This window comes from Legionella clemsonensis (assembly GCF_002240035.1).
Classification (GTDB): Bacteria; Pseudomonadota; Gammaproteobacteria; order Legionellales; family Legionellaceae; genus Tatlockia; species Tatlockia clemsonensis.
On sequence record NZ_CP016397.1, the window covers coordinates 704725 to 717708 of the forward strand.

The following is a 12984-nucleotide window of genomic DNA, read 5'->3' on the forward strand; positions in this document are numbered from 1 at the left end:
AAAAATGAAACGAAGGAAAAGCTTATTTTCATTGATGATGCTTATTTCCTCAATGGCATTTGCCCACGATCCCTTTGTTTCAATCAGTAAGCAGTCGCAATGGCCCATCCTCTTAAGCGCGCTCTTGTTATTGTTAATTTGGATAGTCTACTGCATTGGGTGTTGGAAAATATGGCCAGGTTTCAAAAGATGGTTTCTCTTCCAATTGACTATCTTTACTGTGGGGATGACAATTTTTGGGTCTTTAGATGAATGGGCAGAAACTAATGCAGCAGCGCACATGACACAGCACATGCTCATGATGACTGTTATCGCTCCGCTATGGGTATTAGCTCAACCTTTACCTCAATTTTCCAGGGTGATAGGACGTTTTTCTATGAGACTAGTTTTTCCCTTACTTAACATTGTGCAATATCCCATGCTGGCTGCTCTACTGCATGGCGCTGTCATTTGGTTCTGGCATGCCCCCAGGCTTTATTTACTGGCCTTGGAAAATCCCTGGTGGCATGTAATTGAGCATGCGTGTTTTATTATCACAGCAGGTTTATTTTGGTGGTCTGTACTTCGCTGCACAAAAACCACAGCAGCAAAGGCTTTTCTAGCCTTGCTTTTTACTTTGATGCACACCGGTTTGCTGGGTGCTTTATTTACTTTTGCGCATATTCCCTTATACGGAAAGAATTCTTCGCTCCAAAATCAACAATTAGCTGGTCTCATCATGTGGGTGGCAGGAGCTATCCCTTATCTGCTTGCTGTGATATGGTGCAGTCACCGTTGGTTGCAACAAGTTTATCTGAATGACTTTCATAATAATAATTCAAAACTCTATAGTTAATTATCTGTCGAAGGTAAAATTCTATTTTCATCAGTCACTGTTTCATTTTGTAGAGGTTGTTGCTTCATTGATGACCAAAAATTAAATTTGGAATGAGGAAAAAAAGTCCTAAGTTCATTATTGAGGATGATTTTTTTATCATGAAATTTTTTTCGGTCTATAATGGCTAGTTGGGCATTTTGTATACGTTTTGCATCATCGTTATTGTCAGGTAAAACAACAGGTAGGCGACTTACAATATCTAAATAATTTTTAAGTGCTCTTGGTGGCTGTCCATGTTTGATATATTCATCTGCTATTAGGGGATAAGCCCAAAAATCTCTAAGATTAAAGTTAAGCTCATTCTTATGTGTCTGAAGTATTTTATCCATTTTTTGAAAATCACCATGCCGTGCATAGGAGAGCATTCGTTCTGCAAGTGGTAATTCTTGGGATAGTGTAAATAAATCCTTTGCATCGATTGTTATATCATCAATAACTGCTTCTAAATCAAGTTTCATTGCACATGCATTAACCGCCCTAATGTTTGCTGGCGAAAAATAGGCGTGGGTAAAATTAACAAAATTAGTCAAATCTACTTCTTTGCCCGCATGTAAATTAGCAAATAATTGCTGAGTGTATTTACCGGTATCATGCTTAATGGCACTGCCGATTTTAAATTGCCACTCCTCTTTTTCGTCTTTGAAAAATAGAACATTTTCAAATCCCATAGCATCCAGGATAAGGTTAGTCCTTTGGTAAAAATCACGGTAATGGTTAAGGAATTCACCCATTACAGTCCTAAGCGGTGGGTCCTCTTCCAAACGTTGCAAAATGGCACCTATCCTTACATCAATGATTGCATAATCATTAAGGTTTATAGTAGGTTCAGCACCTTTTTGACCAATAAGAATTTTAGTAAAACTCGCAAACAATTCCTGATTGTGCCTCATTAGGTAAGGGTCTAATTCTGCGGGTTCTATTTTAAAATCAAATTTTACTTTAGAGTTGAAGCATTTTTCATAGGGGACAATGGAGAGGGCTGCATCGTGGGCATCTTTTCCAGGAAGTAGCACCTGATGAGTAAAATGCAGCTCTCGAATACAGCGTGATTTTCCATCTTTGTCAAAACAATCGTATAAAGCAGCATATTTTTGTTCTAATGCTTCAAGCGCTTCGGGTTTAAGGTTTTGTTTCATTAATTTGATAACAAAAGGCGCCTCTGGGAATCGATAGAGTATATGAGTTCCGCCTTCTGCAATACGCTCGGCTTTGGTTAAATCAATGACACGCTCTTGAGTTAAGGCTAATTTAATGGACTCTAGCATGTTTGGACATAAAATCTAATGGAGGAATTCCTATTATATTTTGGATAGAATAAATGACTTTCTGATGCGAGTTAAAATTTACACATAATTTTCAGTTGCCTTTTCATCGAAATAAAATAAACAGTACCAGGTTCAGTCAAACGATGGTAGTTTATTATATCCTATCGAAAGGATTTCATATAATAACGCTGATGCGTAGGTAGAAAATGACAAAATTAATTTACGTAGTAGGATTAATCATTGCATGGCTATTATTTTATAAAATTTTAACTGCAAGGAAGGTTAGACTGCCGAAAATAAAAACAACAATTATTGTACTTTTGTTCTCCGCATTCATTTATAGCTTCAGTTATAACCTTTATGCCTTTCTTGATAGGATAATATTTTCTTTTAATAAAGACGGTGAAGTAGCATTGGTAAATTCACCTTTTAAAATACCTTCAGAGGCTGATGTAAACTATTGTAAACAATTTACTGATCAAGATGGACAGGTAATAACAACTATTTCAACGCGAAGGGATGGAAGGTATTGTGGTGAGTTTTGGCACTTTAACAAGAAAAAGAATTTATTGCTGCCTTACAAAAATCTTAATGAAAAGCAAACCATTTATTGGGCTTCTCCTACGTTGAGAATAATCATAAATAAATGATTGATGCCAAACTCATTACACATTTAAGACACTATTTAATTGTTCTATACGTGCCTGGTAAAGTTGGATAAATTTTTCCGTCTCTTTCTCTTCGACTGGGTAACCATTGTTTTTGAGAACCTGATTGATAGCCGCCGCTAAACGGCGTTGAGCAGTAGTGTCTGTTAATTTTTTTACCTTTAAATGAGCAACGTAAAGACCGCCGGCCAGCTCATGGGCTGATAAAGGATCAGAAAAAAGATTGCTCATAAAGGCTGCTAATGAGTTGTATTGGCTAATCGTCTTACCTGTGCAAAAAAAGGGAAGACAATGACTATTTTTATGCTCTTCAATGCACTGGTAAATTTCTTGTTCAAGTTGGTTGATACCATGCATTAAGTTGAGGCGTCGTAATTTTTTAGCTGAAGTATCTATGGTCTTAGATGCATTGTTAATTATTGTTTGTTCTTCTTTACTTTTGGATTTTTTTCCAATTACCATTGCTAACAAACCTGCATATTTATCAATGACTGCCGCAGCAAGCTCTATCTTTATTTCTAATTGTTTGGGACTTTGAGGATCACCAGGATCACGTTTTTTTACTGTTAATTCGACTTCGGCATTCTCTAAAATACTTTGCAAATGATCATTTATTTTGCCACTGTAACAATCTTTTAGTAAGGAAAAAATTTCTCCAAGAGGAATATCGCGGGCCGCCAATAATCCACTTTTTTAGTATGCAAAGCCTGCTGTATTTGCTGTTCTGCTTGCATTAGAAGTTCAATCGTGCTGCTTAGCTCTGGGTATCGAGATGCTTTTTTTGTAAGTTTATCGATTGGCAGAAGAAGGGGGCGAACGTTCTCTTTTATCCCTTCTAAAATGTCTTCTTCCAGTGTTTCGTTTTCTTTCTCGTCCATGGCAAGTTCTTTTGAAAGTGTAAGTAAGGAGCATTGAGTTCTATTACCTATAACGTGTCAAAGTGCGACGAAAACATGTTGGCAATAATGACTCGGAATAACTTTATTATTTCTTCAGATTTTAAGGAATTGCAACTCTTATTTTTTAGAAAGCTCTAATGGTTAGTTTCACTTCTCCTTGCTCTGTAACCAGATATTATGACAAAGACTAGGAATTGTTTTCAGTGAGCATCTCTTGTCTTATAACCTCCATTTTTTCCGCAGTTTCTATGCCCTTAACAGGTAAGCCTGCTGGATTTAATAAACCTATCTGGACAAGGACACTTGCCTGATCCCAATAGATGTGTTCATGGTTAACTTTGCCATCGGAAAACCCTACAATCACAACCAAAGGAATTTCAATTCGTTTTCCTGTGGGGGCAATTTCAGGTAGCATCCAGCCAATTTCGGTGGTGTGAGTACATTTAAAAATAATTTCATCCACTAGTTGATGTTGGTCAATAGTTCGTGAAATAGGGACCATTTCAGTATCGGGAGGGAAGAATTTTCCTGACAGAATGAATTTACTGTAGAAGCTACGAACCCCCTCCAGACCTATTCCCCCAATTGTGGTTGGAATATTGTTAAGATGAGGATTTGCAGACATTGTCGCTAAGGTAGCATCCAAATCTTTTCGAAGCTCTGCATCAACATGGTTTTGAAAGGCTTCGAGAAGGGTTAATTGTTCTGCTGACATAATTATCATTCCTTTGATTAATTGTATATTTTAGATTTTAGTAAAGATTATAGGATCAGCACATGATTAATAAAGAGAAATGGGATAAATTAGCAATATCGATGAGCAAAATTGGCATTAATGAAGCGGATCTGATTGAAAAATTTATCGTGGGTAGCGGTAAAGGCGGACAGAAATTGCATAAAACTGCTTCCACGGTTTATTTAAAACATATTCCTTCCAGTATTGAAATAAAATGCCAGGATTCAAGAAGTCGTGAAGACAACCGCTATTTTGCAAGAATGAGACTTTGTGACAAATTGCATGCCATATTTAGTGAGGAAAAATCAAAAAAACAACAAGAATTAGAAAAAATAAAGCGCCAAAAAAAGAGGCGATCAAGACGAGTCAAGCAAAAAATTTTGGATAAAAAAACCAAGCAAGGTGAATTAAAAATCTTAAGAAAAAAACCTGGTATTTATGAATGAGAAATAAGACCTAATCGGATTAATCTATTTCAATATCATAAATTACAGTCTTACCAACACCTGCGTAGAGTGCTAGTTCTTTCTGGGTTAAGCCACTTTGTTTACGGCAGTAGCGCAAAATTCTGCAATCTCATCTGGCGTCATCGTGATGTATAAAATATAAATATTTTACTGTCATAGCAGTAAAATTATCCTATTAACTAACCACTGTTGTAGTGATGGAATAGGTAATTTTACCCATATCCACCCTAATTGATCTTTATTACACTGGCTGAAATTAAAAAAGGAACCCCTTGGAAACAAGAGGTAATTAAGGAAAATAACATGTACTCAGTAAAATTCTTCAATGAAACAACAACAGAAATAACCATTCCCAATCTTTTTTTTGAAACGAGTATTGTACTTGATTGGGAAAGTAATCCTCCTGTCTCAGAAGACATGAAAAAGAGGTTAATGGATAAACTCCCTGAATTTGCACAAGCGTGGAAGACTAAGGGTGAGCCTCTCTTAAAAAATACTATCAGACTTCTGGGAAAGAATTTTTCTCGTCATGAGCTGACAGCCTCTTTGATGTTAAATCCACAAAGACACTCTATGAGCCAACCCTTTGTCATAGCAGCCTCCCCTTATTTGCAAGAAAAAAATCAAAAGTCGATGGATTTGTTTGTCTATGAGATTTACCGAGTATTACTTATCCATTACCTGGATGAGTATTTTAACGAAATAACCCAACAGAATTCTTTAGTAAATATATTTAAAGAGGAAGCTGATACAGTTAAAGAAAATCTTGCGCTTGTTGCCCTGATGTACTCGGTTTATCAGTTAACCTATGGCAGTGAGATGATTGAGTTACTTGTGAATTCAATCGACGATGCAAATATGCAACGTGCCTGGGCTTTGGTGATTAAAGGGGACAAAGCTTGTCAAAAATTTATTCAAGAGCTACTCACATTCCAAACGTCTAAGACGGTAACTAGCCCGCAATCTATTGGCCTGTCGGAAAATATACCCAGCCTTTTTTTTGAACATGCGAAAGATTTGGATAAAGAGAGTAAAAGTCCTATTACACCCTCAATGATAGAGAATTTAAATCATACCCTTATACCAAAACTGACGGAAATTTGGCAAAAGAAGGGCTCACCCCTACTAATGGAAACCGTAAAACTTCTACATAAAAAATTCGCGCGACAAGAGTTAACAGTCTCCGTGCTGCTGAACCCTGAAAGATTACCAATGAGTTATCCTTTCGTGAATAATGTAAGAAGACAGCTTCGTTTACCGGGAGAATTTCAAAGAACAGAAGCCTTCTTTGTATTTACAACCTGTCGCCTGGCATTGTTTCGCTACCTTGAGGAAAATTACCCTCAATTGAATTCACTCAGTAAGTTACTTAACAAATACAAGTCAGAAACTGATATAGTAAAAAATCGTCTTTTCCCCATGGCAATTATGAAGTATGCCTATGAAGCTCAAGGGCGTATTAATGAAATAGAGACATTGATAAAAAATGAACTTAATACCTCTGAATCATTCCATGTTTGGGACATTATAAAAAAAGAAGGAAATATGGCCTTTATAGAGGAATTATTAAATTACGAAAGTCTTGAACCCAGCCTGGTTCCCATACTATAACCATTGTCAGAAGCTAAGAGGTGTTCATTTCTATTGAAAAAGATTACTCTATTTCTGATAGCTTATCTCGATGGAAATGAAATTAACTGACTGGAGCTGTGATGAAAATGGTTGATGTAACGGTTGTGCGGATTTATACGGTAGAAGGTGATGAAACATTGACAACCGTTCTTAATTATCTGCGAAAAGAAATAAAAATTTGTGGATTGAGTATTTTTAGAGCAATTAGCGGCTGTGGTGAAACAGGAGCTCATACTGCTTCACTTCTAGATCTGTCCTTTTCTTTACCATTAATTGTTGAATTTTTTGACTCTCCTGAAAAGATAAATACTGTACTGGAACATTTAGCAACCATTGTGAAGCCAGAGCATATGTTATTTTTTCCCGCGAAGGTTAATGGATAATTAGAGATTCTTCATTTGCCGTAACGAGGATATTGAGATTTACTCCAAAGGTGTTAACTTTTCCAAAGTTGTTGGAATTAACTCGGAAACCGTGGGGTGAATATGGACTGCGTCACGAATTAAAGTGTAGGCTTTTTCAGCATACATGACATCCAAAATTGAATGAATAATTTCATCTGCATTGACCCCAAGTATGGCTGCACCAAGTATTTTTTGCGTCTCTGCATCAATCAAAATTTTAATAAATCCTGTGGACTCACCTTTAATGACAGCTCTTTTAACTTGCGTCATAGGACGTTTGGCTACCAGCGCTTTATAGCCTTTGGCACGTATTTCTGCCTCTGTTAACCCGCATCTGCCCAAGGGAGGATCGATATAAAGCGCATAGGCCATAATTCTGTCGGTTACTTTTCGCTTTGTACCATTAAGTAAATTGTCGGCAGCAATTTGATAATCATTGTAAGCCGTATGGGTAAAGGCTCCACGACCATTGCATTCGCCCAAAGCCCACACGTTTGGGACAGTAGTCGCTAATTCATCGTCCACTACGATTATACCGCGTTGATCAATTTGAATGTCCGTATTTTCTAATCCTAGGTCTTCTGTATTGGGTTTACGCCCAATTGCCATTAATACATGAGATCCTGTAATGAGGTTTTTGTTGCTCTCACAACCTAAATGGGCAGTGATTTCATTACCGGAGGATGAAAAAGATAAGCAATTGGTGTTAAGCCGAACATCAATGTTTGAATGTTGCATAATTTCAAGTACTGTGTCGCAAACATCGGGATCTTCGCGTGCAATAAGACGAGGGGCTTTTTCAATGACAGTCACTTTGGCTCCAAAACGTCGAAAAGCCTGCGCAAACTCAAGTCCAATGTAGCTACCACCTACAACAATTAAATGTTCCGGGACATAATCTAACTCCAGAATTGAAGAGTTCGTTAAAAAATCAATTTCTTTAAGCCCTTCCATCGGAGGTACAAATGCACGTGCACCGACATTAATAAAAATTTTTTCTGCCGATAATTTTTCCTCATTAACTGTAATAGTTTGGTTGTCAATAAACCGTGCATGTCCTTCATAGACGGTAACATTGGGAGTGTTTTTTAACCATTCTTCGACACCATGAGTGGCCTTATTAACAATCGCGTCTTTACGTGCCTTGACTTTTTTCATGTCTGTTTTAATCGAGCCGTTAATTTCAATACCAAACTCACCGGCACGTTGAGCTTGATGCGCAACTTCGGCACTGGCCACTAAGGTTTTGGTAGGAATACAGCCGGTATTAACACAACTACCGCCAAATTTGTGTCTTTCAACGATGGCGACGGTCATTCCATGTTGTGCCAGGCGAACAGCAAGTGAGGGGCCTGCTTGACCTGTGCCAATGATGATAACGTCAAAATTTTTCACCATACTCTCCTTGTAGGATTACTACCTTAAAGATAGCATAATTAGATCTTTTTCATTGAAAATTAAAACCAAGAGATAAAGTACTATATTTCTGCGATCGTAGTTCATCTTTATCAAACGCAGAGAAAAAGGCGAATAATAAGTCATGAATAATTTAATCGCTTAAAGCGATTAAGTGTTTAGCAAATTGTCTAGGATTAGGACCAAGTATTTTATAGGGTTTAAACGAGGTAGAGCCGGCGATAGTTGCGATAATTTGCATAATTCCAAGGTCGCCATTATTCTTCCTGCCTACGGTTAAATCGACAGTCAATAATTGCGTCATTTCTTCTTTATCACTTTGCCAATTCACCATTAAAGGTAATTTAATTTCCCATTGGTTATCCTGGGTTTCGATAAGTTCAATTTTTCCATTGAGGCGACTGTTCATCGTTATATGAAATGCTTTAATTGCTTCGATATTGCCTGACTTATCCAGAGCAGTTTTAAATTCAGTCCAGCCGCTTTCTGTATAACAAGATTGTAATTTAAACAACTCCGTTTCAATGGTTGCCGCATTAAAGTTAAAAGATTGAAGGGCAGCTTTTTCTGCCCAGTTTAAAAGGATGGACTTGTCAATATGAGTTACTTCAGCAGGGATTCGATAATTGCAATCGATGCTTGCAGTGTTCTGGGACTGAGTGATTAACTGTGTTTGAGTCAATGAATGGGTCGATGAAGGTATTGAGGCTATTTGGGAAGGTAAAAAGTCGCTGCTGAATTTAGGTTTGATAGGCATAGTAAGAGTACTGCTGATTTTAAATCCCAGTGTCAGATCGATAGTAACCAACGGAGTAATATTCCCTTTATTATTTTGATAAGCCACATTTAAGGGAAAATGAATATTCCAGTGTGTGCCTTCCCGCTCACTGCGCTTAAGCACCTCTTTAACGACGTTGCTGAAAATCAATTTTTGCTCTCGGTTGGGTTCTGAAGTTCTGTTTCTTAGGGTCATTTGGGCATGCCAGTTTTGCAATTTTTGTGAGGTGCTTAAGATAGAGGGCTGAATAATTGTTTTATTTAACCAGTACAAAAAGAGGGTTGGATCAATTTTAATGGCTTTAGTAATGATTTTACTGGGGCGGGCAATTAGCATTTTGGCGAGGTCTTTTTGTAAATTTTCAGCTGACAGGAAAAGATGGGGTGAGGCTGCTTTTAAACTATCAGGTGGTGATTGGGCCAAAATGGCTCTCTCTTTTGTCTCAGTAGAAGTGGTAATCATTCTGGTCGGGGCTGGAAATAGAGAGGAAAAAAAGGGTGTGAGCAATTTTTCTTGTAAAGCATGGTGAATTTCGGCATTTTTTTCATAAATTATAATATAAAGGCCCTGGCCTATTTCTTTCATCGAGCCTGCTTTTTGAAAAGAGGGCATCGCATGTGGTATGGCAATCATTTGCATGATGCCTGGCTCGCCCCTTAGTTTGCGACCGACTGTAAAATATACATTTAAAAATTGGGTAATTCTTTGCTGATCATTTTGATAAATCACTCGTAAGGGTAAAGTTATTTTCCATAGATCTTCTTTGGCTTCAATAAGTTGAGCTGGCCCGTCCAGTTCACTGGAGACAGTTAGATGTTGCGTTTTAATTCGTTCAATATTACCTGATTTGTAAAGCGCCTTATGGAGCTCATTCCATCCCTGCGGCGTATAACAGCCTTGTAATTGCTGCAGTTGAGCGTCGATCAATTCAGGTGTGAAATGAAAGGAGTGTATTGCTGCCCGGGTAATCCAGTCTAAAATATACGCGGTATCAACGTCTGCAGTTTCAGTGGTTAGTTTAGAACTACAGGTAAAATTTTCCTGCTGTTGTGGAGTTAAAGGAAAGGGTTTGTTTAGAGTTGTCTTGTCTATTTGCCCTGATAGCGGAGTCCAGAGTAAACTTAATATAACACTACAGAGCATCCTGTTCTTCATGAGTAAATCCTTTCCAATTTGATGATGGAATAATCTGTCTAGCCTTAAGAAGATTATCAGGCATTGAAGCAATAGGATAATTAATTTTCCTTTGAGTGGTCAATCAAGTGTTTAAGTCGCTGTGCATCATTCGGAGCGCAACCTTTTTCATCATTATCAAAATAACAATAAACAGCTTTATTCGCTTGTTGCCAATGGCGAATCTTCTGTGCATAGTTTGCTAGAACATCTTCATCGTAAGAACCATAATACGCTTCTTTATGTGGTCCATGCATGCGAATATAGATAAATTTACCAGTTACAATTTCCGGTGACTGATAAGTTTTAAAGTCATAGAAACAAAGAGTCATTTGATGTCTGTGCAGTAACTCATAAAGGGGCTCACAAAACCAGCTTTTATGGCGAAATTCAAAGGTATAAAGATAATTTGAAGGTAAATTTTTGATAAAATTCTCTAAACAGGATAAATCCAAAGACCAATAGGGCGGAAATTGAAATAAAATTGGCCCTAACTTTTCCTCAAAATAACTAAAAGCATGAAGCAATCGCACTACACTCTCTTCAGTATCTTGTAATTTTTTAGTATGTGTGATGTAGCGATTGGCTTTACAAGCAAAAATAAAAGGAGATGGCGTTAAATGTACCCATTTTTTTATATTTTTTTCTTTAGGAATTTGATAAAAGCTATTATTTAATTCTACTGAATCAAATGTCTCGGCATAGGTAGGTAATAGAGAGTCGGGTTTGATTTTTTCTGGATAAAATCGTCCTATCCATCCTGCGTAACTCCAGCCTGAAGTTCCGATATAGACATTATTTTTTTGCATAAGAGCATTTCCTTGTTCTTTTATAGATAACTATAGCAACTGGGTGTGTCGACGCATGCTAAGAATCTTAAACTGGATAAAATTTTTATGTCATCATTGCTTCATTTTGTTGGTAAGGACAGGAATAAATTTGTCTGTGCAAAAGTTAAGAATCCAGCAGTTTTCTTAATATTTCTATAAGTCTTTGCAGTTAGAATTGCTTCCTAACCCGGGGCTCCAAAAGTCTGTGATGAAAAAAAAGAAAAAAACTGCTCAACCGTATCCTTCTTTAATTCCTGTCAGGGATAAAGTTTCTTCGCATGCTTCTTTAAGCGAATCGCTCTCTATACGGCATCTAAAACTTGCTAAAAAAATGCATCAAGCAGGTTATGTCTATGCTTTACATGGCTTATTAGATGGTGGAGTGGCTGCCTATGGCAGTATGAAATTTTTCTTCGATATGCTCTTTATTAACCAATCATCCAGTATCTTGATCCATGATTGGATACAAACGCCTGAAGGTATTTCAATTGTAATGTTGGAATCAATGGCTTTTGCTGGTTTATCATTCATTGCCAATACTAGTGATGAAAATGCTTCCAGTGCCTTCAAACAGGCAACTGCCGCATTCTGGCCTTACTGTCGGAATACTGTCAGCGAACTAAAAAAGACCAGTAGGGCTGTTACCAACACATTAAAAATGGCAGCTTTCTTCAAAGAGCAAAACTTTGATCATATTCTAATGCCATTTGGCTTCACAATGGGGGTGGTTTCTGTAGTAAATCGTATATGGTTTCGACGCATGCAAAATCGAAGACAGCTGGTAAAAGATAAATTGCAAGCGCTGGAGAAGGAAGTTACGGCACTAGCTCAAGCGGACTGGCAAGAGCTCAATAAACTTCATACCTATTATTACAAAATACCCACTCAATCCAAAACAGAACAAAAACTGGCTTATCTTTCTGCTGCTTATACTGGCTTACTGGAAGCAGTGGCCTTTCATATGGGTATTTTAACCTTTGTTTCTTTTACTTCACCCGCGTTTATACCCTTGGTAACTTGTTGTATGGCATTTGCAATTCTTTCTATTGCTACGCGCATTCATGAAGAATATGAACATCAACGTGAGTTGGAAGTGAGTGGTCTAATTATTAAATTACGCTTGAAACAAAAAGAATTAATGGCATTAACCGTGTTGGCGAAGACTCAGGATATTGATGGGAGGCGGTTTGAATTGCTTTATATCGATATTCTTAAATATTCAAATGGTCTTAAAGCAAAGGCAACGACTGCTTTCGGTAAAACATTGAAAGGCGCAAGACAAGGACTAACCCTTTATGCCTTTATTAATAAAATAATGTTTGGTGCCACCGTATTTTTAAGTGTAGTTCCTGTTGCGCTTGCTGTAAGCAGTGTCGTCATAGGAGTATTTATTTTACTATGTACGATAATAAAAGCAGCAATGAAGCAGACAAACTGGGTAGAAAGTCATCTCAATCAGGAACTGAATGCAGAAAAAAATATCCCCGCGATGATAAATATTTTTATTGATGATTTAATTCAAGCCTATCATCCTGCTGAAAAAAACAAGTCATTTTGGCGCTCCTGGTTTGATGTCGCTTGGGCTTTTTTCTCTGGGTTGGATAAAGGTAGAAAAAGTATAGGATATTTTCTGATGGTTTCTTTTGCTGAGCGAAGTCTTCACGAAGATTATTTACAGTCTCCTATTATGATTAATCTTTCTATAGCACTTGGGGTAATTAGCTCTCTTGTTTTTTCATTACGAATGTATGCATTAGGTTTTGGTGCGAAGCAAGACAAGGAATCCGCTGATGTAAAAACTCAGCCTGCTCTTTGTTTAACGAGCTACAAATAGCTGAT

Annotated in this window: 14 protein-coding genes; 6 read left to right on the forward strand and 8 right to left on the reverse strand. The window is 37.4% G+C overall.

Annotated features, from left to right (window positions below):
* The first annotated feature begins 4 nt into the window (after positions 1 to 4).
* Positions 5 to 835: a cytochrome c oxidase assembly protein gene (locus tag clem_RS03060; protein WP_094090266.1), complete on the forward strand. Its 831-nt coding sequence runs from the start codon at positions 5 to 7 to the stop codon at positions 833 to 835.
* Here clem_RS03060 and clem_RS03065 read toward each other — a convergent pair.
* Positions 832 to 2142 (reverse strand): hypothetical protein, encoded by a 1311-nt coding sequence (locus tag clem_RS03065; RefSeq protein ID WP_232505539.1) that lies wholly within the window; start codon positions 2140 to 2142, stop codon positions 832 to 834. The genes clem_RS03060 and clem_RS03065 overlap by 4 nt on opposite strands.
* 206 nt (positions 2143 to 2348) lie before the next feature.
* On the opposite strand from clem_RS03065, the gene clem_RS03070 reads away from it, so the two are divergent.
* Positions 2349 to 2792 carry a hypothetical protein gene (locus tag clem_RS03070; protein WP_094090267.1) on the forward strand — a complete coding sequence of 148 codons (444 nt, stop codon included), beginning with the start codon at positions 2349 to 2351 and terminating at the stop codon, positions 2790 to 2792.
* A gap of 15 nt (positions 2793 to 2807) precedes the next feature.
* Here clem_RS03070 and clem_RS03075 read toward each other — a convergent pair whose 3' ends face one another.
* The 3 genes from clem_RS03075 to clem_RS03085 form a co-directional block, all read right to left on the reverse strand.
* The gene (locus clem_RS03075) at positions 2808 to 3491 is read right to left on the reverse strand and encodes a hypothetical protein (protein WP_094090268.1); all 684 of its coding nucleotides are present in this window, start codon (positions 3489 to 3491) and stop codon (positions 2808 to 2810) included.
* A complete protein-coding gene (locus clem_RS03080) occupies positions 3446 to 3688 on the reverse strand; it encodes a hypothetical protein (protein ID WP_094090269.1) in 243 nt (80 codons plus the stop codon). Before clem_RS03080 ends, clem_RS03075 begins: the two co-directional genes overlap by 46 nt.
* A 208-nt stretch (positions 3689 to 3896) precedes the next feature.
* Positions 3897 to 4424: an ester cyclase gene (locus clem_RS03085; RefSeq protein ID WP_232505540.1), complete on the reverse strand. Its 528-nt coding sequence runs from the start codon at positions 4422 to 4424 to the stop codon at positions 3897 to 3899.
* A 62-nt stretch (positions 4425 to 4486) separates the two neighbouring features.
* Here clem_RS03085 and clem_RS03090 point away from each other — a divergent pair, with 62 nt between their 5' ends.
* Complete coding sequence (locus tag clem_RS03090; protein WP_094090271.1) at positions 4487 to 4891, forward strand: peptide chain release factor family protein; 405 nt, start codon at positions 4487 to 4489, stop codon at positions 4889 to 4891.
* A gap of 19 nt (positions 4892 to 4910) precedes the next feature.
* Here clem_RS03090 and clem_RS03095 read toward each other — a convergent pair whose 3' ends face one another.
* A complete protein-coding gene (locus clem_RS03095) occupies positions 4911 to 5009 on the reverse strand; it encodes a helix-turn-helix domain-containing protein (protein ID WP_232505541.1) in 99 nt (32 codons plus the stop codon).
* A gap of 206 nt (positions 5010 to 5215) precedes the next feature.
* Here clem_RS03095 and clem_RS03100 point away from each other — a divergent pair, with 206 nt between their 5' ends.
* Together clem_RS03100 and clem_RS03105 are read left to right on the forward strand one after the other, a co-directional pair.
* Positions 5216 to 6523, forward strand: coding sequence for a hypothetical protein (locus clem_RS03100; RefSeq protein ID WP_157698164.1), 1308 nt, complete (start codon positions 5216 to 5218; stop codon positions 6521 to 6523).
* Between the two features lie 101 nt (positions 6524 to 6624).
* Positions 6625 to 6927 carry a DUF190 domain-containing protein gene (locus clem_RS03105; RefSeq protein ID WP_094090274.1) on the forward strand — a complete coding sequence of 101 codons (303 nt, stop codon included), beginning with the start codon at positions 6625 to 6627 and terminating at the stop codon, positions 6925 to 6927.
* Between the two features lie 39 nt (positions 6928 to 6966).
* On the opposite strand, the gene clem_RS03110 is transcribed toward clem_RS03105, so the two are convergent.
* From clem_RS03110 to clem_RS03120, 3 genes are all read right to left on the reverse strand, one after another.
* Positions 6967 to 8346, reverse strand: a complete 1380-nt coding sequence (locus tag clem_RS03110) for an FAD-containing oxidoreductase (RefSeq protein WP_094090275.1) — start codon at positions 8344 to 8346, stop codon at positions 6967 to 6969.
* A gap of 151 nt (positions 8347 to 8497) precedes the next feature.
* Positions 8498 to 10297, reverse strand: coding sequence for a DotI/IcmL family type IV secretion protein (locus clem_RS03115; RefSeq protein WP_094090276.1), 1800 nt, complete (start codon positions 10295 to 10297; stop codon positions 8498 to 8500).
* A gap of 80 nt (positions 10298 to 10377) precedes the next feature.
* Complete coding sequence (locus tag clem_RS03120) at positions 10378 to 11124, reverse strand: DUF72 domain-containing protein (protein ID WP_094090277.1); 747 nt, start codon at positions 11122 to 11124, stop codon at positions 10378 to 10380.
* 229 nt (positions 11125 to 11353) lie between these two features.
* Between clem_RS03120 and clem_RS03125 the strand changes: the two genes are divergently transcribed.
* On the forward strand, positions 11354 to 12979 hold the full coding sequence (locus clem_RS03125) for a hypothetical protein (RefSeq protein WP_094090278.1): 1626 nt from the start codon (positions 11354 to 11356) through the stop codon (positions 12977 to 12979).
* Positions 12980 to 12984: the final 5 nt, after the last annotated feature.